Here is a 21186-nt window from a genome sequence, read left to right as displayed (position 1 = left end):
GTACGCCGCCGACCACCCGCGCCTGTACGCCCGCGACCGCCGCGCGGTCGTCACCCTCGACGCCGTCCACCGCGAAGAGGCCACCCTGAGCGCCGAGTTGCGCCGCCGCCTGGGAGAACCGCTCGGCTGGACCGTCCAGGAAGTGGACTACGTACGCGACCTCATGGTCCTGGAAGTCCGCTTCCGCCAACCGGAACCTACCGAGGGTCACCGCGCGTTCACAGGAAAGCCATCACGACCTGCCCCTCGACCCCGCCAGGAGCTCGCGTGAACCCTGCCCTCCGTGTCCTCTCCCGTGCCGCGCTCGCCGCGCATCCGGTCTCCCTCGACGAGCTGAACGCCCGCGCCGAACTGCTCGCGCGCTACGACAACAGCTATCTCGTCCCCGTGGAGATATTCGAGGACTTCGCGGCACTGCTCACCGACCCGCGCCGCCGCGGCGGTCCGTTCCGCGCCCTGAGCATCAACGGCCGCCGCCTGTTCGGGTACCACTCGACGTACTACGACACCCCGTGCCTGCGCACGTTCCACGACCACCGCCAGGGCCGCAGGCTGCGCTACCGCGTCCGCGAGCGGGTCTACCAGGACAGCGGGGAGCGGCAGTTCGAGATCAAGCTGAAGACCGGGCGCGGCGAGACCGTCAAGCACCGCCAGCGCATGGAGGGCGACGAGCACGCCCTCGACCCGGTCCGGCGCGGCTTCCTCACCGGGGTGCTCAAGGGCTCGTACGGCATCGACGCCCCCGAGGGGCTGACCCCGTCCCTCGTCACGGACTACCGCCGCGCCACGTTCGTCGCCGACGGCCAGCGGATCACGTGCGACGCGGCGCTCGTCGTCACGGACGTGGCGACCGGCGCGGCCGCGTCGGCCGACAGCGGACTCGTCCTCGTCGAGACCAAGACGCGCGGCAAGCTGACGGACGCGGACCGGGTGCTTCACCGGTACGGGGTGCGGGCGGCGGAGTTCACCAAGTACTGCGGGGGATTCGCCGCCGTCCGTCCGGACCTCGGGGTCAACCGCTGGGCGCGGGCGGTGCGGACCGCGTTTCCGCGCCCGGCAGTTCACGGCCCGGCTGGGCGCGGCTCGGCTGTGCGCGGTCCGGATGTGCGCGGGGGAACGTGAGCGTGACGCGGGTGGGGCCGTCCTCGACCGTGAAGGTCCCGCCCGCGTCCTCGGCCGTGCGGCGCGCGATGTCGAGGCCGAGCCCTGTGGAGCCGCCGCCGCTGGTGCCGCGCTCGTCGGGGCAGCCGTCGGGGAAGCCGGGACCGTCGTCGCTGACGACGAGCCGGGCGCCGCCGTCCGGCGCCGCGCCGTCGGTGACGGTGACGCGGAAGGGGGTGCCGTGCGGGGTGTGGTCGAGGACGTTGCCGATCAACGCGTCGAGGGCGGCGGCGAGTTCGTCGCGCGGCACGGGTACGGGAATCTCGTTCGGGGGTGTCTCGATGCCGCTCTGCCGCTCCTGGTCCTCGGCCAGCGGTCGCCAGAACGCGGCGCGCTCGCGGGCGACGGCCGCAAGGTCGGCGCGCGGCGCGGCCCGCAACGGGCGCCGGGCCTTGCGGATCACGTCGTCGACGCTCCGTTCGAGTGCGTCCACGTCCTCCGCGATCCGGCGCGCCTCGTCCCCGTCCCGCAGGGTCTCCGCGTCCAGGCGCAGGGCGGCGACGGGGGTGCGCAGGCGGTGGGCGAGGTCGGCGGCGTTCTCGCGGGCGGTCTCGCGCTCGGCGGTCAGCAGGTCGTCGATGCGGGCGGCGAGGCGGTTCAGCTCGGTGGCGATCAGGCGCAGCTCGGGCGGGCCGTCCGGGGTCGCGCGTGCCGTCAGGTCACCGGCGGCGAGCCGGTCGGCGGTCCGCGCGAGGGAGCGGGTGGCCCCCACGAGCCGGGCTCCGAGCCGGTCGGCGAGCAGCAGGCCGAGGAGCACGAGCCCCACGCCGATCCCGGCGAGCACCAGCCAGGACGTGAGCGTCCCCGCGTACAACTGCTTCTCCGTCAGCGTCACTTGGACGACGGCGGTGCCGTCGGCGGCGCCGTGGACGGGGACGAGGACCTGGCGGCCGCCGGTCGAGGGCTCGTAGGTGAAGGCCCGCCCGGTGCGGGCGAGCCGTACGGCGTCGGTGACGGTCGCCGGGCCGGGCCCGACTCCTTCCCCATCCCCCAGGATCAAGGAAGTCCTGGGCAAGCCGTGCCCGTTGACGCTCTCCACGGTCTGCTCGGCCGTCGCCCGCTCCTTCGGCGAGGCGAGCGCGGGCCCGAGCGCGTGCGCCACCCACTGGGCGCGGGCGGTCGCCTCGGCGGTCGCGCGGTCGGCGGCGTGGCTGCGGGTGAGCAGGGTCAGCGGGACGAGGAGGGCGGTGAGGACGAGGGCGGTCGTGGCGGCGGTGAGGAGGAGCAGTCGGCGGCGCATGGTCAGCGGCCGGCCGGGGGCTCGGGCGCGGTGAGCTTGACGCCGACGGTCCGTACGGTGTGCAGATAGCGCGGCGCCTGGGCGGTCTCCCCCAATTTCCTCCTCAACCACGACAGGTGCACGTCGACCGTCTTGTCGGCGCCGCCGAGCGGCTGGTGCCACACCTCGGCGAGCAGCTCACGCCGGGACACGACCTGTCCGGCGCGGCGGGCCAGGTGCGCGAGCAGGTCGAACTCGCGGGGCGTCAGGTCGAGGGCCGCGCCGTCCAGGGACACCTCGCGGGCGCCGACGTCGACGGTCAGCCCGCCGACGTGCAGCGGCTCCTCGGCGTCCCCGCCCCCGAGCCGCCGCAGCACCGCCTTCACCCGCGCGTCCAACTGGGCCGCGCCGAACGGCTTCACGATGTAGTCGTCCGCCCCGTCCCCCAGCACGGCCACCATCTCCGGCTCCTCGTCCCTGGCGGTCGCCACGATGACGGGTACGTCGCTGACCGCCCGCAACATCCGCAGCACCCGCACCCCGTCGACGTCCGGAAGCCCCAGGTCGAGGACCACCAGATCGGGCCGGTGCGTCACGGCCGCGTCGAGCCCCGCCATCCCGGTGGGCGCCGTCGCGACGGCGTGCCCCTTGTCGCGCAGGGCCCGCACGAGGGCGCCGCGCAGGTGGGGGTCGTCTTCCACGACGAGGAGGTGGGCCATGGGGGCCACGTTAGCCAGGAGTTGGGATCCTGTTGGCTGTCGGTTCGCCTCTGGCCGGGGTCCGGGGCGACCCTTAACCGGGCTCTTAACCGGACGTTAGGGGAGGGCGGGGGAGGGTGGGGCATGAGTACGCGCAGGGGCAGGGGTACGTGGTGGAGTGCCGTCGGGACGGCGGCGTGGGTTGCCGTGGGGACGGCGGCCGGGGCGCTGGGTGCTTGGCAGTTGGCCAGTGCGGACAGCGGGGGTGCGGCGCACAGTCGTCCGCTGGACGAGGGGGCGGTACGGCGGGCGCTGACGTCGTCGTCAGCGCGGCCCACTCCGTCGTCGGCCGCTCCCTCGCCCTCGAAGCCCCGCCCCAGCCGCCCCCAACACGCCACGGTCCGCTTCACGGGAGGCACCGCGACCGTGGAGTGCCGTCCCGACGGCACCGCGTACCTCCTGTCCTGGAGCCCCGCCGACGGCTACCACATCGACGAGGACGTCAGCCGGGGCCCGGCGGCGACGGTCAGCCTGGAGGCGGAGGCCAACGATGACGACGTGGCGGAGGACGTGTCGTACGGCATCTCTTGCGTACGGGGCACTCCCCGCCCCCACCCGTCAGCCGACCCGGACGACGACTGACCCCGCCTGTCCGCGGGGTGGCCGCCCCGGCCGTCGACGTCTGCGGGCCTCCCACCGCTACCGCGGCGGCTTCTCCCCCACCCGCCCGTTTCCACCCGCCCGCGGGGTGGGCGCTCCTAGCGCGGGTTGCCCGCCGTCGGCGTCTGCGGGCCTCCCGCCGCTGTCGCGGCGGCTTCCTCCCCGCCCGCCCGCCCGTTTCTGCCCTGCCGTGGGGTGGGCGCTCCTTGCGGGGGTTGCCCGCCGTCGGCGTCTGCGGGCCTCCCGCCGCTGTCGCGGCGGCTTCCTCCCCGCCCGCCCGCCCGTTTCTGCTCTCCCGTGGGGTGGGCGCTCCTTGCGGGGGTTGCCTGCCGTCGGCGTCTGCGGGTTTTGCGCCGCTGTCGCGGCGGTTGTTTCCCGCCCGCCCGCCCGTTTCTGCCCTCCTGGCGGGTGGACGCCCCTCGCGGGGGCTGGTCGCCGTCGGCGGCTGCAGGACAGACGGTGCCCCCTGGACGGCACGTAGTGGGAGGGCGGGCGGGAAGAAGCCGCCGCGATAGCGGCGGGACCCCGGCGCACGGGTGGGCGGTGAGGGGGCCGGCTGAGTCGGTGTGCCTGCGGTGGGGTGGGACGGCCCCCTCCTGCCCGGAGGTTGGAGGGGGCGGGTTGCCTCAAGGGGCGGGGTCAGCTGTAGATGATCATGGAGCCTTGCGCGAGGCTTCGGGTGGTTGCGGCGTGGAGGCCGAGCCAGACGTGGCGTTCGCGGGCGAAGGGGCTGGGGTCGTGGGGAGCCGGGGTCGCCGGTTCCTCCAGGGTGGTGGGGGCCTCCGGCGGGGCGGGGGGCAGCGGCGGGTTCGCGGGGTCTATGCCGATGGACGGGGCCACGAACTCCAGCTCGCGCAGGAGCGCCTGGGAGGAGCCCAGGGGGCCGCCGCCCGCCAGGAGCTCGTCGTTGGCGAGGGGCGCGGGGAAGTCCACGGGGACGTACGCGCCCGCGTGGTCGTAGTGCCACACCAGATGCGACTGCTGGGCCGTGCTGTCGAACATTTCCAGGAGCTGTTCGTAGTCCCCGCCCAGTTCGTCGACGGGCGTGACCTCGAGACCGCAGATGCGCAGCAGATAGGCACGGCGCAGGAAGTGCAGCGCGTCGTAGTCGAAGCCCGCGACCGGCGCCACATCGCCGGACAGACCCGGCATGTACGCATAAACGGGGACCGGCGGCAGTCCCGCGTCGGTCAGCGCCTTGTCGTACGAGGCGAGCTCCTCGGCGAACGGGTTGTCGGGGCTGTGACACAGCACGTCGACGAGCGGAACGAGCCACAAGTCGCAGGCCAAGAAATGCTCCCTAGGTCGGCGGTCGGTGAACGTCAGGGTGCGCGGGCGGCGGGCAGGAGGCACGGGTCCGTTCGAGGCGCCCCCGCCCGGCTACCGTGCGTGTGGGTACCGCAGCGTAGTGGCACACGCCCCGCTCAGGATCCCCCGTGCACGTCCCAGATCCACACCCCGTCCACCCACTTTCCAGGCTGACCCAGGAGATCGTCGAGTGTCGAGCGCAGGGCGGCGTCGCCGTACTGCGGGGCGAGAACGAGGACGCCCGCGTTCCAGAAGCGCAGGTCCTCGCGGGCGGCGCGGCGCCAGGCGTCGGTGATGCGGACGGTCCTGCCGGTGCCGCGGATGTCGCGCAGGAGGTTGGAGAGGTTGCGGGGCGGGGCGCCGTAGATGCCGACGCGATCGGGGCCCCAGGGCCCGTTGAAGTAGCCGCCGGGCAGACGGAAGCCCAGGTCGGCGGTGGTCTGCCAGTGCAGCGCCTCGGCGTAGCCGGGGTCGGGGAGCGGCACCGGGACCAGGGTCTCGCCGGCCGCCGTGTCCACGTACCGCCGCCACGTGCCGTCCGCGATGAACGCCGGTACGTCGATCCGGTCCACGGCCTTCAGGGGCAGCGGCACGATGGGGACGAGCGCGGCGGCGACGGCCGCGAGGCCCGCGTACCGGAAGGCCGCGTACCGGAAGGCGGCCACGCGCGGCTGCCACGACGCCGCCGCGAGCCGGTCGACCGCCAGCGCCACCAGCATGCCGAGCGCCGGAGCGCACACCATCGCCACGCGCCCCTCGATGACCGACTCGAACAGCGGCCGGCCGGCGAGCAGCTTCCACGGGCCCGGCAGGACCACGTCCGTCAGCGGGATCCGGAACTTCGGCCCGAGCGACAGGAACGCCGCCGCCACCGCCGTGAACGCGAGCGCCTTCACCACCGCACGCCGCCACAGCCAGACCACGATCAGCAGGGCGAGGGCGACGAGCGGCCAGCCGTAGAAGGCGTTCTGCTCGGTGGGGTTCATCGAGAGCCGGGACGCGGTCGCGTCGTCGCCCGCCAGGGAGCGCTCGGCGAAGGAGAGCAGGGCCAGCGGGCTGTTGCCCGCGTTGTCGCCGTGCAGCACGCTCTTGTAGCTCTGCGGGCCGAAGAACTGCCACCAGAGGGGGAAGGCGATCAGCGGCAGGCAGACCGCAAGGGCGATGCCGACGCCGCGCAGCAGCGGGCGCCAGGCCGCGCGCGCCACATCGCGGCGCACCACCGCGTACGCCGCCGTGAACAGGACCATCCCCATCGCTGCGAGCAGCAGCGGCTCCTCGCCGAGGAAGATCTGATACGTCGTGAAGAGGCCGAGGACCACTCCGTCCCGTACGACATGACAGCCCTCGCACAGCCGCAGCGCCCGGTCGATGATCAGCGGGATCATGAACAGGACGATGAAGTTCGGGTGCGCGTGCGCGTGGCTGATCATCGGGGGCGCGAAGGCGGCGAGGGCCGCGCCGGTCGCGGCGGCGGTCCGGTGGCGCACGAGCCGCCGCACGATCAGCCAGTACCAGGCGGTCGCGGTCGCGGCCAGGCCGAGTGTCATCGCCACGTTCAGGCTGACGGCCGGGCCGAACAGCCAGGTCACGGGGGCGAGCGGGACGGAGAGGCCCAGCATGACCGTGTTGGCCATGAGGTTCACGCCGTCCGGATAGCCCTGGAGGGTGGTGAAGAGGGGGTTGTCGAAGTGGCTGATGTTGCGGGCCGTGACCTCGAAGAACCACTCCCACTGGTTCTGGTCCTGGAGGGCGTCGGGGAGGTAGCGGTGGTTCGGCGAGACCCAGCGGTTCGCGTACAGGGCCGTCGCGAGGACCAGGAAGAGGCCCGCCACGAGGAGGTCGGCGCGGCGGACCGCGCGGGTCCTGAGGGTGGTCAGCTCGGCGAGGACGCGTACGTAGTCACCGGGCCGCACCTTGGAGCCCTCCTGGTGCGACCAGCGCACCGGGACCTCTGTGACCGGCCAGCCCTCGCGCCGGAAGTGGTGCAGGATCTCCACGTCGATGCCCCAGCCGCGCAGGCGGGACGCGGCGAACGCCGCCCGGGCCCGGTCGCCGTCGAACAGCTTGAACCCGCACTGGGTGTCGCGGATCCCGGGGACGGCGACCGTGCGTATCAGGAAGTTCCCGCCCCGGCCGAGCAGTTCGCGCAGGCGGTGCTGGTGCACGCCGATCGTCGCGCCGGGCCTGGCCCGGGAGCCGACCGCCGCCGCGTACCCGTCCGCGAGGGCCTTCTCCAGGACCTCGAGCTCCTCGATGGGCGCCGCGAGGTCGGCGTCGGTGACGAGCACGCGGCGGCCGTACGAGGCCAGGACGCCCTGGCGCAGGGCGTGGCCCTTGCCCTGGTTGCTTCCGCAGCGGATCAGCTGGATGCGCGGGTCGGCCTCGGCGGCCCGCGCCGCGATGCCGGCCGTGCCGTCCGTGGAACCGTCGTCGACGACGATCAGCTCCCAGCTCGGGGCCTCCGGCGCGGCGTCCAGGTACGCGCGGATCGCGTCCAGGGACGGGGCGAGGCGGTGCTCCTCGTTGTAGGCGGGGATGACGACGGTGAGGTCCACGGCGCTCATGCGGATTCGGTCCGGTTCGTCGCCAGGCTCTCGATGAGCCGCAGCGAGTGCGTGTTGTACTCCGCGACGATCCTGTGCGCCCCGGCGGCGTCCCTGCGCGTCAGCGCGTCCACCAGCTCCGTGTGCCGCGACCACAGGCGGCCCCGCAGGTCGCCGCGGCGCTCCGCCTCGCGCAGCAGGTGCGGCACCGCGCACACCCAGGACTGCACGCGCAGGCGGTGCAGGAAGTCCGCGAGGTAGGGGTTGCCGAACAGGGCGCTCAGCTCGCGCCAGAACCGCAGGTCGTAGCCGATGAGCACCGTCAGGTCGCCCGCGGCGGCGGCGCGCGCCGCCTCCTCGCCGCGGCGGCGCACCGACACGTAGCCCGTCGGCGGTACGGGGCGGCTGTCCGCCGTGACCTCCAGGTCGCGGAAGATGCCGTCCGCGATCAGGCTCCGCGCCTGGAGCATCCTGCGGTAGTCGGCGAGCGAGAACTCGTGCACGCGGAAGCCGCGGTGCTGCATCGCGTCCAGGAGGCCCTGCGCGGCCAGGTTCACCAGGGCCTCACGGACCGGGGTCGCGGAGACGCCGTACTGGTCGGCTATCTCCTTCACCGTGAACTCCTGGCCCGGTACGAGACGGCCCGCGAGGATCTCGTCCCGCAAGGCGTCCGCGATCTGCTGGCGCAGGGTGCTGCGGATGACGGCGGTGCCGTCGGCTCCGGGCATGGTGAGTCTTTCTGACGTGGGCGTCCTGGGTTCGCTTATGAGCACGCCAGACTACGCGGTCGGGGTTGCGGGGCCCTGCGGGCGGCTTGCGCGTGGGGTGGGTGGGCGGGGTAGATCCCGCCGCGGAGCGGCGGGCCGGAGGCGCATCGGGCCCGGGTGCGGGCCGGTGGGTGGTGCCGCCGCGCTGCGCGCGGCGTTGTTTCCCACCCGCCCGCCCGTTTCCACCCTCCCAGGGGGTGGACGCCCCCCGTGGGGGTTGCCCGCCGTCGGCGGGTGCGGCCTGGACGGCAGGTAGTGGGTGGGCGGGCGGGGTGAAGCCGCCGCGTTAGCGGCGGTACCTGTGCGCAGGGGCGGTAGGTAGTGGGAGGGCGGGCGGGGTGATGCCGCCGCGGTAGCGGTGGGACCTGTGCGCAGGGATGGTTCGAGGCCCCCGGCCAGACAGTGTGTCGCGTTGATGTGGGGTCGGTCGGACAAGGCGCCCATGTCGTCCGGGGGCCGGGAAGATCTAGCCTCGCCTCCATGACCCCTCTGATGCCTCAGCCCGACCCCCGGCTCGGCGCGGCCGTCGCCGCCGCGGACCGTGCCCACGTGTTCCACTCCTGGTCCGCGCAGGAGCTCATCACCCCGCTCGCCGTCGCCGGCGCGGAGGGCTCGTACTTCTGGGACTACGAGGGCAACCGCTACCTCGACTTCACCAGCGGCCTCGTCTTCACGAACATCGGCTACCAGCACCCGAAGGTCGTCGCGGCGATCCAGGAGCAGGCGGCGACCCTCGCCACGTTCGCCCCGGCGTTCGCGATCGAGGCGCGGGCGGAGGCGGCCCGGCTCATCGCCGAGCGCACCCCCGGCGACCTCGACAAGATCTTCTTCACCAACGGCGGCGCCGAAGCCGTGGAGAACGCGACGCGCATGGCCCGGCTGCACACGGGCCGCGCCAAGGTGCTGTCCGCGTACCGCTCGTACCACGGCGCCACCGCCGCCGCGATCAACCTCACCGGCGACCCGCGCCGCTGGCCGTCGGACACGGCGTCGGCGGGCGTCGTGCACTTCTGGGCGCCGTACCTGTACCGCTCGCCGTTCCACTCCGAGAACGAGACCCAGGAGTGCGAGCGGGCCCTGGCGCACCTGGAGGACACCATCGCCTTCGAGGGCCCGGGCACGATCGCCGCGATCATCCTGGAGACGGTGCCCGGCACCGCCGGGATCATGACGCCGCCGCCCGGCTACCTCGCCGGGGTCCGCGAGCTGTGCGACCGGTACGGCATCGTGTTCATCCTGGACGAGGTCATGGCGGGCTTCGGCCGCACCGGCAAGTGGTTCGCCGTGGACCACTTCGAGAGCGTCGTACCGGACCTGATGACCTTCGCGAAGGGCGTGAACTCCGGGTACGTGCCGCTCGGCGGCGTCGCCATCTCGTCGGCCATCGCCGAGACCTTCGCCCGCCGGCCCTACCCGGGCGGGCTCACCTACTCCGGCCACCCGCTGGCGTGCGCCGCCGCCGTCGCCACGATCAACGTCATGGCGGACGAGGGCGTCGTCGAGAACGCGGCTCGCGTCGGCGCGGAGGTCGTCGGTCCCGGTCTGCGGGAGCTCGCCGAGCGCCACCCCAGCGTCGGCGAGGTCCGCGGGCTCGGCATGTTCTGGGCGCTGGAACTCGTACGGGACCGCGAGACCCGCGAGCCGCTCGTCCCGTACAACGCGAGCGGCGAGGCCAACGCGCCCATGGCCGACTTCGCCGCCGCCGCGAAGCGGGAGGGCCTGTGGCCCTTCGTGAACATGAACCGCACGCATGTGGTGCCGCCGTGCACGATCACGGACACCGAGGCGAAGGCTGGCCTCGAGGCCTTGGACCGCGCCCTGGAGACCGCAGACACCCACGTCGCGTAGCCCGCACCAGGCCGAATGCGCCGCCGCCCCGCCGCTCCGCGGCGGGAGGTTCCCCGCCCGCCCACCCCATGCGCCATTCGCCGCCGACGGCGGGTGAGCCCCACCAGGGGCGGTCACCCCGTGGACGACTGGAAACGGGCGGGCGGGTGGGAAACAACCGCTCAGCCCTCACCGGGCCTCAGGTGGCCGCTGGCGAGGCATGTTCGGCCGCGCCCCCGGCGGCAGGGGAAGCCGCCCGTTCCCACCCCCCGCCTCCCCCCTGGAGGCCCTCGCGCCAGAACCCGCCTGCATGGCCAGCGGCCCGGACCCGGACCGGAACTCCACCATCCAGTCCGCGGTCTCGGCGCGCACAAGCTCCGTCACGTCCTCCGAGAACCGCCGCAGCACCAGCAGGCACCGCTCGGCGGCCTCGCTGGCGGTGCCCTCCGTCGGCCCGAGGACCTCCCGTACGCTCTCCGACGCCCAGTCGAACTGCAGCACCTGCAACCGCCGTTGCACGGCCTGCGCGGTGGCGACGTCCCTCATCCAGCCGGACGTGAACCCGAAGAACCGGTCGCACCCCACACACGCCACCCCCGCGAGCAGCGAGACGAACCCCCAGGTCGCGACCCCGTCGACGGCCCCGGCGAGATCGAGCAGCGGCAGCACCCCGGTGCCGACGGCACCGAGCGCCGCCCCGCTCCGCAGCAGCCGCGCCCCGCGCCGCTTGCGGCCCCGGTCGCGCAGATACCACTCGGCGGTGTCGAGCGCACCCCGCTCCACCCACCGGTAGAGCTCGTCGAGCCGCACGGCGGGCTCGCCCCAGTCGCCCAGGGGAAACGTTCGTCCACCCAGATCACCCGGCACCGCCGCGGGCACCCGCGCACCGGACCCCTGTCCGTCGGCACCGGTCCCGTCGTGGGGCACGCCCTCAGGTTGCATCTCCGGCTGGTGGTGGCTCACCCGGCACTCCCTCGGCTTCCGCGAAATGTGACGCAAAATGTGACGCAACGTATTGGATGGTGCCTCTGTGCGGCACAAGTCCTACCGCCCAATGGGTGGCTATGCGGTCGTTTTCGCGGCTTTTCCGCCCGGAAGGGTCGCTTGATCAGGTATAGGACCCGGGCGCTTCTCACCCGAAAGAGTGGCTAGGGGGCGCCCGGCGGCGGGCAGGGCCCCGGCAGCCCCCAGAAGCCCCCACCCCGGCAACCACGTAGGCTCGTGCCAGACGTCAACCCATACGCACACCAGGAGCTGATCGTGATCCCCGGTGGTGGACAGCCCAACATGCAGCAGCTGCTCCAGCAGGCCCAGAAGATGCAGCAGGACCTCGCGAAGGCGCAGGAGGAGCTGGCCCGCACGGAGGTCGATGGACAGGCGGGCGGCGGCCTGGTCAAGGCGACGGTCACCGGCTCCGGCGAGCTGCGCGCCCTCGTGATCGACCCGAAGGCGGTGGACCCCGAGGACACGGAGACGCTCGCGGACCTGGTGATCGCGGCGGTGCACGCGGCGAACGAGAACGCGCAGGCGCTCCAGCAGCAGAAGCTGGGCCCGCTGGCGCAGGGCCTCGGTGGCGGCGGCATCCCCGGCCTGCCGTTCTAGCTCCCGGTCCGGCCCGGCTTCGGCTTCTGTTCCGCTTCCGGGCGCTACCCCCCAGTTACCTTCTAAGTCGGCCGACGGCCAACTACGGTACGTATCAAAGCTCCCAGAGCCCCGAACACTGAAGGCCGAAACCGCAGGCCCGCAGGAAAGGCGATCCGTTGTACGAAGGCGTGGTCCAGGACCTCATCGACGAGCTGGGCAGGCTGCCCGGCGTCGGTCCCAAGAGCGCGCAGCGGATCGCCTTCCACATCCTGCAGGCGGAGCCGACGGACGTACGCCGTCTCGCGCACGCCCTTCTTGAGGTGAAGGAGAAGGTCCGCTTCTGCGCGACCTGCGGCAACGTGGCGCAGGAAGAGCTGTGCAACATCTGCCGCGACGCCCGCCGCGACCCCTCCGTCATCTGTGTGGTGGAGGAGCCGAAGGACGTCGTCGCGATCGAGCGGACCCGTGAGTTCCGCGGCCGGTACCACGTGCTCGGCGGCGCGATCAGCCCCATCGAGGGCGTGGGCCCGGACGACCTGCGGATACGGGAACTCCTTGCCCGGCTCGCGGACGGCACGGTCACGGAGCTGATCCTGGCGACCGACCCGAACCTGGAGGGCGAGGCGACGGCGACGTACCTCGCGCGCATGATCAAGCCGATGGGCCTGAAGGTCACCCGGCTGGCCAGCGGACTCCCTGTCGGGGGAGATCTGGAATACGCGGACGAGGTCACCCTGGGCCGCGCTTTCGAGGGGAGACGACTCCTAGATGTCTAAGTCACCAGAGGGTTCCCAGACCAAGCTGCTGCACGCGGCGAGCCAGGATCCGGACGACTTCGCGGTGCAGATCTCCGACCAGATCGAGAGCTTCATCGTGGCGGTCACGGAGGTCGCCCGCGGCGACGAGCCGGACTCCGCGGTGCCCTTCCTGCTCCTCGAGGTCTCCCAGCTGCTCCTGGCAGGCGGCCGCCTCGGCGCCCACGAGGACATCGTCCCCGACGAGCGCTACGAGCCGGACCTGGGCCCGGAGGGCGACGTGGACGAGCTCCGCGAGCGGCTCGCGGCCCTGCTCGACCCGATCGACGTCTACTCCGAGGTCTTCGACCCGTACGAGCCCCGCAAGGCGCCCGTCGCCTGCCGCATCTCCGACGACCTGGCCGACGTCGTCACGGACCTGCGCCACGGCCTGGCCCACTACCGCGAGGGCCGCACCACGGAGGCCCTGTGGTGGTGGCAGTTCTCGTACTTCTCCAACTGGGGCTCCACGGCCTCCGGCGCCCTGCGCGCGCTGCAGTCCCTGGTCGCCCACGTGCGCCTGAACCAGCCCCTGGAGGACCTCGACGGCCTCGACACGGACGAGGACCTGACGGACGACTCCCTGGAGGAGGCCGCGGGCAAGGTCATGGCGGAGGAGATCGCGGGCCCGCTCGGCCTGCGCCCCGTCCAGTAGGCGCCACCGGCCCCTGTGACCCACCCCACTTTCCGGAGTGCCTCGCTCCGCAGCGGGCAGTGGTGTCCCCGGAGCGGCCGAACGCCATGGGATGCCACCGTGGTGATCAAGGCGTGAGCGGGACATCTCACGTAGTGATACGCCCGGGGCGGAATTCGGCCGCTCGTTAGACTGAGCCGACCGCCGCAGTGCGGAAAGAGACTTGACTGAGCGAGGAGCGCACGTGGGCCTTGTCGTGCAGAAGTACGGAGGCTCCTCCGTAGCCGATGCCGAGGGCATCAAGCGGGTCGCCAAGCGCATCGTCGACGCCAAGAAGAACGGCCACCAAGTGGTGGTCGTGGTGTCGGCCATGGGTGACACGACGGATGAGTTGATCGATCTTGCCGGGCAGGTGTCGCCGATTCCCGCCGGGCGGGAATTCGACATGCTGCTGACCGCCGGAGAGCGGATCTCCATGGCCCTGCTCGCCATGGCGATCAAAAACCTGGGGCACGCGGCCCAGTCGTTCACCGGCAGCCAGGCCGGTGTCATCACGGACTCCGTCCACAACAAAGCGCGGATCATCGACGTCACCCCCGGCCGCATCCGGACCTCGATCGACGAGGGCAACATCGCCATCGTCGCCGGGTTCCAGGGCGTCAGCCAGGAGGGCAAGAACATCACCACGCTGGGGCGCGGCGGGTCCGACACGACGGCCGTCGCCCTCGCCGCCGCGCTCGACGCGGAGGTCTGTGAGATCTACACCGACGTCGACGGCGTGTTCACCGCCGATCCCCGGGTCGTGAAGAAGGCCCGGAAGATCGACTGGATCTCGTTCGAGGACATGCTGGAGCTGGCGAGCTCCGGCTCCAAGGTGCTGCTCCACCGCTGCGTGGAGTACGCCCGCCGTTACAACATCCCGATCCACGTGCGGTCCTCCTTCAGCGGGCTGCAGGGCACATGGGTCAGCAACGAACCGCAAGGGGACCGCAAGGTGGAGCAGGCGATCATCTCCGGTGTCGCGCACGACACGTCCGAGGCCAAGATCACGGTCGTGGGCGTGCCCGACAAGCCGGGCGAGGCGGCCTCGATCTTCCGCGCCATCGCGGACGCAGAGGTCAACATCGACATGGTCGTGCAGAACGTGTCGGCCGCGGCCACGGGCCTGACGGACATCTCCTTCACGCTCCCCAAGGACGAGGGCCGCAAGGCCATCGACGCCCTGGAGAAGACCAAGCCCGGCGTCGGCTTCGACTCGCTGCGCTACGACGACCAGATCGCGAAGATCTCGCTCGTCGGCGCCGGCATGAAGACCAACCCGGGTGTCACGGCCACGTTCTTCGAGGCGCTGAGCGATGCGGGCGTGAACATCGAGCTGATCTCGACGTCGGAGATCCGCATCTCCGTGGTGACCCGCGCCGACGACGTGAACGAGGCCGTGCGCGCCGTGCACACCGCCTTCGGCCTCGACTCCGACACGGACGAAGCCGTGGTCTATGGAGGCACCGGGCGATGACGCGCAAGCCGACGCTCGCGGTCGTCGGAGCGACCGGGGCCGTCGGCGCGGTGATGCTCCAGATCCTGTCGCAGCACGCCGACATCTGGGGCGAGATCCGGCTCGTCGCCTCTCCGCGCTCGGCCGGCCGCAAGCTGGCCGTGCGCGGTGAACAGGCGGAGGTCCTCGCCCTGAGCGAGGACGTCTTCGACGGCGTCGACATCGCGATGTTCGACGTGCCCGACGAGGTGGCCGCCCAGTGGGCGCCGATCGCCGCCTCGCGCGGCGTGGTCGTCGTCGACAACTCCGCCGCCTTCCGGATGGACCCGGACGTCCCCCTGGTCGTCCCCGAGGTCAATCCGCACGCCGCGCGCCTGCGCCCGCGCGGGATCATCGCCAACCCGAACTGCACGACGCTCTCGATGATCGTGGCGCTCGGCGCGCTGCACGCCGAGTTCGGCCTAAGGGAGCTGGTCGTCTCCTCGTACCAGGCCGTGAGCGGGGCCGGGCGCGACGGCGTCGACACGCTGCGGCGGCAGCTGAAGCTGGTCAGCGGCACCGAGCTCGGCACCAGCCCCGGCGACGTGCGCCGCGCCGTCGGCGACGACACCGGGCCCTTCCCCGAGCCGGTCGCCCTGAACGTGGTGCCGTGGGTCGGGGCGGTGCGCGACGACGGCTGGTCGTCGGAGGAAATGAAGATCCGGGACGAGTCCCGCAAGATCCTCGGCCTGCCCGACCTGAAGGCCGCGGTCACCTGCGTCCGCGTCCCCGTGGTCACCACGCACTCGCTGACCGTCCACGCCCGCTTCCAGGGCGAGGTGACCGTCGGGCGGGCCCGCGAGATCCTCGCCACCGCGCCCGGTGTCGTACTCTTCGACGACCCCGCCGCCGGGGAGTTCCCCACGCCCGCCGACGCCGTCGGCACCGACCCCACCTGGGTCGGACGGCTGCGGCGCGCCCTGGACGACCCGACCGCGCTCGAACTCTTCGTGTGCGGGGACAACTTGCGCAAGGGCGCGGCGCTCAACACCGCGCAGATCGCGGAGTTGGTGGCGGGGGAGTTCCTGGGGGGCTGAGCGCGGCGCCCGGTGTCAGGAAGCCGCTCCCGAAGCGGAGTGCTCCGTAGGAACTGTGTAAGTTCTGTGTTCAATCTGATGGTCCAGACCGCTTGAACTGGGGCGTCTCCGCGTTCGAAGATTCGGCTTCCGCGCGCTGCAACCGCGGCCGTGTGGCGCGCGTCTTCGCCGTCGCCCCCAGGGGGCGGCCTGAAGTGCTGCGAAAAGTAAATGGGGCATAGGGGAAGAGCTGGTACGCATGGGGGCATTTGATGCATCGTCGAGAGCGGCGGGTGTGAGGCACGCCGCGCACACGATGCCGAACGCCATGCCAGACGCGTACAACCCTGATGGGGGGAAGCGTGTCCAACAGGCGTGGCAGAGGTACTCGACTTCACAGTGGCGAGCGGCGCGGCAGCCCTCCGGCCCCCGCGCCGTCCCCGCGTCCCCGGCGGCATGCCGGTGATCGCCCCCATGCCCGCAACGCGGCCCGCCCGCATTCCGACGCAGCGCGAAGGCGATGAGGCGCTCGTGACTGCGGGCACCACCGTCGACCACCTCACCGAGACCTACCGCGCCCACTACCGCTCCCTGCTCGGCCTCGCCGCGCTCCTCCTCGACGACACCGCATCCTGCGAGGACGTCGTGCAGGAGGCGTTCATCCGCGTCCACTCGGCGCGCAAGCGGGTGCGCGACCCCGAGAAGACCCTCGCGTACCTGCGCCAGACGGTCGTCAACCTCTCCCGCTCCGCCCTGCGCCGCCGCATCCTCGGCCTGAAGCTCCTCACCAAGCCGATGCCCGACATGGCGAGCGCGGAAGAAGGCGCGTACGACCAGCTGGAGCGCGACGAGCTCATCAAGGCCATGCGCGGCCTCCAGCGCCGCCAGCGCGAGGTCCTCGTCCTGCGCTACTTCGCCGACATGACCGAGGCCCAGGTCGCCGAGACGCTCGGCATATCGCTCGGCTCGGTCAAGGCCTACGGCTCGCGCGGCATCGCCGCCCTGCGGGTCGCCATGGAGGCCCCGGCATGAGCGGAACGGGCGACATGGGTGACAAGGGCGACAGGGACGAGATGAAGGACGAGCGCCGGGCGCCGGACTCCGGCCCCGCCGAGGTCAGCGGTCTCGGCGGCCGTGGCGACCGCGGGGGCCGTGGCGACCTCGGGGGCCTCGGCGGGCTCGGGCGGCTGAGCGCCGTCGACGGCGACGCGGAGCCCGGCGGGCTCGGCGCGGACGAGCTCGCGCTGCGGCGGATGCTGCACCAGGCCGTCGAGGAGATCGAACCCGCCGACGCCGCCCTGGAGAAGCTGCGCCACGCCGTGCCCGCACGCCGTGCCCGCAAGCGCCAGGCCCTCGTCGGCGCCGCCGCCGTCGTCCTGCTCGTCGGCACCGCCGTCCCCGCCCTGGTGCACGTCGCGCGCTCCGGCGGCGACTCCGACGCGCGGCCGTCCATCGCGGGTGCCGAGAGCCACCGGCACGACCACGAAGGCCCCAGCAAGGGCAAGGACGGCAAGGGCGCCACCGGCAAGGGCAAGAAGGACGACAAGTCCAAGGACAAGAAGGACAAGGAAGACAAGGGCAAGGACAAGAAGGACAAGGGCAAGGGCGGCAAGGAAGAGGGCCACAAGGGCGGCGCGAGCGCCGGGACCGGGTCCAGCGAGCCGGACACCGACGCCGCGAGTTCGCCCGCCTGCGCCGCCACCCAGCTCGACGCGTCGGGCTCCGCCGGGCCCGCCGAGGCCGGCGGCAAGGTGTACGGCACCTTCCGGGTCGTCAACACCTCCGGCAGCAGCTGCACCGTCGACAGCGCGGGTGCCGTCGCCGTGACCGCCCAGGGGGCGGCCGACCCCGCGGCCATCAACGTCGTCGACCACACCGCCGGTGACGGGTCCGGTCTGCCCGACCCCGCCACGGAGCCGAGCTCGCTCGTCCTCAAGCCCGGGGCCGCGTACGAGGTGCGCTTCGCGTGGGTGCCGGCGGGGGAGTGTCCCGCCGACGGGGGCGGGGATCCCTCCCCGAACCCCTCGCCGACCGAGGGCACCACGGCCGGTGGTGGCAGTGGTTCGGAGGGCGGCGACACCGGTGGGGTGTCCACCCAGCTGGTACGGGAGGACGGCGTCGAGGACGGGAGTGTCGCGGTGTCGCTCACGGCGGAGCCGGGTGCGCCGTCCGCGGGGGCGACGGTGCCCAACGCGTGCGCCGGCACCGTCTACAGAACCGGCGTCCTCCCCACCCAGTAACACGGGCTGTCACGCTCCCGGCATCCCCTCTCCCACCCGCCCGCCCGTTTCCACTCGTCCGCGGGGCGACCGCCCCCGGTGGGGGTTGCCCGTCGTCGGCATCTGCGGGCTACCGCCGCTACCGCGGCGACTCCTCTCCCACCCGCCCGCCCGTTTCCAGCGTCACGTGGGGTGGGCGCTTCTGGTGGGGCTGTTTCGGTGTTGGCGGCTGCGGCTTTCGGGCCTGTAGTCGCCGATGGTGAATGACCCCCGCAGGGGGCGTTCACCCGTCATGTGACTGGAAACGGGTGGGCGGGTGGGAGATCGTGCGCCGCGGTAGCGGCGCTTGCCTGCGGGCGCCGATGGCGGGTTACCCCCCACCGGGGAAGGGCGCCGTGGGGGTCAGGGGGTGAGGCCCAGGGCTGTGTCTCGGGCGGATTCTCGTTCGCGGCGGAACAGGCGGAACCACATGAAGATCACGAATCCCGCGAAGACGAACCACTCACCGGTGTACCCCAGGTTCTGGAAGGCCTTCATGTCCAGACCCGAGTCCTCCGGCGCCGACGCCGGCACCGGCGTCATCCCGGAGTCCCCCTTGTCCAGGGTGACCCACGCGTCGTACACGTCGTCCGGCACCAGGTTCACCAAGGCCGCCGCGCTGATCATGCCGACCTGCCCGGAGGGCAGCCCGCCCGCCTTGGTCACGCCGTCCGAGCTGGGGCTCTCCGAGGCCTGGAGGGCCCCGACCACGGTGACCTCGCCCTTGGGCGGCGCGGGCGCCCGCCCGGGGTCCGCACCGCCCGGCAGCCAGCCGCGTACGACGGGCAGCGACTTGCCGTCGCCGGTGCGCAGCATCGTCAGGACGTAGTAGCCCCGCTTGTCGTTCAACTCCCGGTCCGGTACGAGGAGTTGCTTCCCGTACCGCCCGGTGGCCCGCGCCCGCTCGCCCGAGGTCTTCTTGTCGACGGGCAGGAGGGAGTCAAGCGGCCGCGCGGCCCTCCCCGCGGCCTTGTCGCTGCTGACGCCGGCGGCCAGCCGCTTCGCGTCCTCGTGGTCCTGCACGCGGTCCTCGAAGCGGCCGAGCTGCCAGGAGCCCATGAAGACGCACACGGGGACGGCGAGCGCGACGAAGACGTTGATCCCCCACCACCGGGGGGTCAGCAGAAACCGGTACACGCCTTCCACCGTACGGGGTGCCGTCCCCGCGCCCGCCACCGGCTCCGTGCCCGCCACCGGCCGCCGGTGGCGGGCTACCGCAGGTGCCGCGCCGCGAAGTCCAGCTCCAGGGCCACCTGCTTGATCCGCTCGTCCACGACGAGCGAGCCGTGGCCCGCGTCGTACCGGTACACCTCGTGGACCGCCTCGCGGGCCTTGAGGCGGTCCACGTAGTTCTCGACCTGGCGGATCGGGCAGCGCGGGTCGTTCACGCCCGCCGAGATGTACACCGGGGCCTTCACCGCGTCCACGTACGTCAGCGGGGACGAGGCCTCGAAGCGCTCGGGGACCTCCTCGGGGGTGCCGCCGAGGAGCGTGCGGTCCATGGCCTTCAGGGCCTCCATCTCGTCGTGGTACGCCGTCACGTAGTCCGCGACCGGCACCGCGGCGAGGCCGAGCGCCCAGGCGTCCGGCTGGGTGCCGAGGCCGAGGAGGGTGAGGTAGCCGCCCCAGGAGCCGCCGGAGAGGATCAGCCGGTCCGGGTCGGAGAGGCCCGACTCCACCGCCCACTCGCGCACCGCCGCGATGTCCTCGAGCTCGATGAGGCCCACGCGGTGCTTGAGGGCGTCGGTCCAGGCGCGGCCGTACCCCGTCGAGCCGCGGTAGTTCACCCGTACCACCGCGTACCCGTGGTCCACCCAGGCCGCCGGGCCCGCCGCGAACGCGTCGCTGTCGTGCCAGGTCGGGCCGCCGTGCACCTCGAAGACGGTGGGCAGGGGGCCGGTGGCCCCCGCGGGCTTCTGGACCAGGGCGTGGATGCGGCCGCCGGGGCCCTCCACCCACGCGTCCGTCACCGGCACCGAGCCCGGTGCCTTCATGCCGGGCGGGTCAAGGACGACCTTGCCGGACGTGGACCGGAGCACCGGCGGCTCGGCGGCCGACGACCACATGTACTCCACGGTGCCGTCGGGGCGGGCGGTCGCGCCCGACACGGAGCCGCGCGGGGTCTCGACGCGGGTCAGCTCGCGGGTCGCGAGGTCGTAGCGCCACAGGTCGCCGCGGGCCTCGAAGCTGTGCGCGATCAGCAGCGCCGAGCCGTCCGGGTACCACTCGGCCGACACGTCGCCCGGCAGGTCGAGCGCCAGGTCGCTCTCCTCGCCCGACGCCACGTCCCACACCATCGGCTCCCAGCGGCCGCGGCGCTGGTGGCCCACGAGGAGGCGGGTGTCGCCGTCGACCGGTGCGAAGCCGAGGACCTCGAGGCCGAGCTCGACCGTGCCGCCGTCGGTGTCGTCGAGCTCGGCGACCGTGCTGCCGTCCGTGCGGACGACGCGCAGCGCCGAGTGCATCGCGTCGCCGTGTTCCGTGTGCTCGATCGCGATGAGGGTGCCGTCGTGGGAGAGGTCGCCGACGCCGGCGGACTCGCGGTGCCGGTAGATCTCCACGGGGTCCGTGGCGTCGGGGCGTACGACGTGGATGGTCGAGCCGTCGTCGTCCGTCGAGCGGCCTACGACGACGGTGCGGCCGTCGCGGCCGAGGGCCAGGCCGGCGGGGTACGAGGCCGCGAGTCCCGGTACGGCGGGCTCGTCCGCTCCGTGTCCGTCGAACGGCTGGCGCATCCAGGTGCCGAACTCGTCCCCGTCCTTGTCGTTGAACCACCAGATCCACTCGCCGTCCGGCGAGAGCGTGCCGTCCGTGGTGCCGTTCGGGCGGTCCGTGGCCTGGCGCTGCTCGCCCGTGGCGCGGTCCCAGGCGTACAGCTCGTACGTGCCGGTCGCGTTCGATACGAACAGGGAGCGGTGGGGGGCGTCTTCCGCCCAGTCGGGCAGGGAGACGCGGGGGGCGCGGAAGCGCTTCTCCCAGTCCGGTGCCGTCTCCGCGCCGTTGGCGCCGCCCACACTCACCTGCGTACCCGTCGTCTCACTCATCCCCCCATACTGCCTCCCCCCTCACCACACCCCCCAACGAGTCCCGACTCCTTTCCCACCCGCCCGCGGGGCGACCGCCCCTCGCGCGCCTGTTCCGCCGCCGGCGCCTGCAGGTCACCCCCGCTACCGCGGCGACTCC

General features: G+C 72.8%; 19 protein-coding genes. 11 read left to right on the top strand and 8 right to left on the bottom strand.

What is annotated here, in order from left to right:
- Together ACFWZ5_RS26000 and ACFWZ5_RS25995 are read left to right on the top strand one after the other, a co-directional pair.
- Nucleotides 1-271, top strand: a 271-nt coding sequence (locus ACFWZ5_RS26000; RefSeq protein ID WP_384891309.1) for a DUF4956 domain-containing protein, incomplete at its 5' end; no start/stop codon positions are given.
- Complete coding sequence (locus ACFWZ5_RS25995) at nucleotides 268-1122, top strand: VTC domain-containing protein (RefSeq protein WP_384805203.1); 855 nt, start codon at nucleotides 268-270, stop codon at nucleotides 1120-1122. The genes ACFWZ5_RS26000 and ACFWZ5_RS25995, both read left to right, overlap by 4 nt.
- Here ACFWZ5_RS25995 and ACFWZ5_RS25990 read toward each other — a convergent pair.
- A complete protein-coding gene (locus ACFWZ5_RS25990) occupies nucleotides 1013-2401 on the bottom strand; it encodes a sensor histidine kinase (protein ID WP_384805205.1) in 1389 nt (462 codons plus the stop codon). The genes ACFWZ5_RS25995 and ACFWZ5_RS25990 overlap by 110 nt on opposite strands.
- A gap of 2 nt (nucleotides 2402-2403) precedes the next feature.
- On the bottom strand, nucleotides 2404-3099 hold the full coding sequence (locus tag ACFWZ5_RS25985; RefSeq protein WP_384805207.1) for a response regulator transcription factor: 696 nt from the start codon (nucleotides 3097-3099) through the stop codon (nucleotides 2404-2406).
- A gap of 123 nt (nucleotides 3100-3222) precedes the next feature.
- Here ACFWZ5_RS25985 and ACFWZ5_RS25980 point away from each other — a divergent pair, with 123 nt between their 5' ends.
- A complete protein-coding gene (locus ACFWZ5_RS25980) occupies nucleotides 3223-3720 on the top strand; it encodes a hypothetical protein (RefSeq protein ID WP_384805209.1) in 498 nt (165 codons plus the stop codon).
- Nucleotides 3721-4377: 657 nt separating this feature from the next.
- Here ACFWZ5_RS25980 and ACFWZ5_RS25975 read toward each other — a convergent pair.
- The 3 genes from ACFWZ5_RS25975 to ACFWZ5_RS25965 form a co-directional block, all read right to left on the bottom strand.
- Entirely contained in the window at nucleotides 4378-5028 is a 651-nt protein-coding gene (locus tag ACFWZ5_RS25975; RefSeq protein WP_384806312.1) for a hypothetical protein, read from the bottom strand.
- 134 nt (nucleotides 5029-5162) lie between these two features.
- The gene (locus tag ACFWZ5_RS25970) at nucleotides 5163-7610 is read right to left on the bottom strand and encodes a dolichyl-phosphate beta-glucosyltransferase (RefSeq protein ID WP_384806314.1); all 2448 of its coding nucleotides are present in this window, start codon (nucleotides 7608-7610) and stop codon (nucleotides 5163-5165) included.
- Nucleotides 7607-8317 carry a GntR family transcriptional regulator gene (locus ACFWZ5_RS25965; protein ID WP_384806316.1) on the bottom strand — a complete coding sequence of 237 codons (711 nt, stop codon included), beginning with the start codon at nucleotides 8315-8317 and terminating at the stop codon, nucleotides 7607-7609. The genes ACFWZ5_RS25970 and ACFWZ5_RS25965 overlap by 4 nt, the downstream gene beginning before the upstream one ends.
- Before the next feature lie 519 nt (nucleotides 8318-8836).
- On the opposite strand from ACFWZ5_RS25965, the gene ACFWZ5_RS25960 reads away from it, so the two are divergent.
- Nucleotides 8837-10204: an aspartate aminotransferase family protein gene (locus ACFWZ5_RS25960; RefSeq protein ID WP_384804260.1), complete on the top strand. Its 1368-nt coding sequence runs from the start codon at nucleotides 8837-8839 to the stop codon at nucleotides 10202-10204.
- A 168-nt stretch (nucleotides 10205-10372) separates the two neighbouring features.
- Here ACFWZ5_RS25960 and ACFWZ5_RS25955 read toward each other — a convergent pair whose 3' ends face one another.
- Complete coding sequence (locus tag ACFWZ5_RS25955) at nucleotides 10373-11125, bottom strand: SLATT domain-containing protein (protein ID WP_384804264.1); 753 nt, start codon at nucleotides 11123-11125, stop codon at nucleotides 10373-10375.
- Nucleotides 11126-11443: 318 nt separating this feature from the next.
- Here ACFWZ5_RS25955 and ACFWZ5_RS25950 point away from each other — a divergent pair, with 318 nt between their 5' ends.
- From ACFWZ5_RS25950 to ACFWZ5_RS25920, 7 genes are all read left to right on the top strand, one after another.
- Nucleotides 11444-11785, top strand: coding sequence for a YbaB/EbfC family nucleoid-associated protein (locus ACFWZ5_RS25950; protein ID WP_384804262.1), 342 nt, complete (start codon nucleotides 11444-11446; stop codon nucleotides 11783-11785).
- A gap of 158 nt (nucleotides 11786-11943) precedes the next feature.
- Nucleotides 11944-12543: a recombination mediator RecR gene (gene recR / locus ACFWZ5_RS25945; protein WP_030682774.1), complete on the top strand. Its 600-nt coding sequence runs from the start codon at nucleotides 11944-11946 to the stop codon at nucleotides 12541-12543.
- The gene (locus ACFWZ5_RS25940; protein WP_384804258.1) at nucleotides 12536-13216 is read left to right on the top strand and encodes a DUF5063 domain-containing protein; all 681 of its coding nucleotides are present in this window, start codon (nucleotides 12536-12538) and stop codon (nucleotides 13214-13216) included. The genes recR and ACFWZ5_RS25940 overlap by 8 nt, the downstream gene beginning before the upstream one ends.
- 223 nt (nucleotides 13217-13439) lie before the next feature.
- On the top strand, nucleotides 13440-14711 hold the full coding sequence (locus tag ACFWZ5_RS25935) for an aspartate kinase (protein ID WP_384804256.1): 1272 nt from the start codon (nucleotides 13440-13442) through the stop codon (nucleotides 14709-14711).
- Nucleotides 14708-15766 (top strand): aspartate-semialdehyde dehydrogenase, encoded by a 1059-nt coding sequence (locus ACFWZ5_RS25930; RefSeq protein ID WP_384804254.1) that lies wholly within the window; start codon nucleotides 14708-14710, stop codon nucleotides 15764-15766. The genes ACFWZ5_RS25935 and ACFWZ5_RS25930 overlap by 4 nt, the downstream gene beginning before the upstream one ends.
- Before the next feature lie 354 nt (nucleotides 15767-16120).
- On the top strand, nucleotides 16121-16777 hold the full coding sequence (locus ACFWZ5_RS25925; RefSeq protein WP_384804252.1) for a SigE family RNA polymerase sigma factor: 657 nt from the start codon (nucleotides 16121-16123) through the stop codon (nucleotides 16775-16777).
- Nucleotides 16774-17985 (top strand): hypothetical protein, encoded by a 1212-nt coding sequence (locus ACFWZ5_RS25920; RefSeq protein WP_384804250.1) that lies wholly within the window; start codon nucleotides 16774-16776, stop codon nucleotides 17983-17985. The genes ACFWZ5_RS25925 and ACFWZ5_RS25920 overlap by 4 nt, the downstream gene beginning before the upstream one ends.
- A 381-nt stretch (nucleotides 17986-18366) precedes the next feature.
- On the opposite strand, the gene ACFWZ5_RS25915 is transcribed toward ACFWZ5_RS25920, so the two are convergent.
- Complete coding sequence (locus ACFWZ5_RS25915) at nucleotides 18367-19140, bottom strand: SURF1 family protein (protein WP_384797733.1); 774 nt, start codon at nucleotides 19138-19140, stop codon at nucleotides 18367-18369.
- Between the two features lie 74 nt (nucleotides 19141-19214).
- Nucleotides 19215-21047 (bottom strand): S9 family peptidase, encoded by a 1833-nt coding sequence (locus ACFWZ5_RS25910; protein ID WP_384797730.1) that lies wholly within the window; start codon nucleotides 21045-21047, stop codon nucleotides 19215-19217.
- Nucleotides 21048-21186 lie beyond the last annotated feature (139 nt).

This window comes from Streptomyces sp. NPDC059003 (assembly GCF_042740445.1).
Taxonomy (GTDB): Bacteria; Actinomycetota; Actinomycetes; order Streptomycetales; family Streptomycetaceae; genus Streptomyces.
The sequence above is the reverse complement of the archived record's forward strand: the minus strand, read 5'-3'. Positions and strand labels throughout refer to the sequence as shown.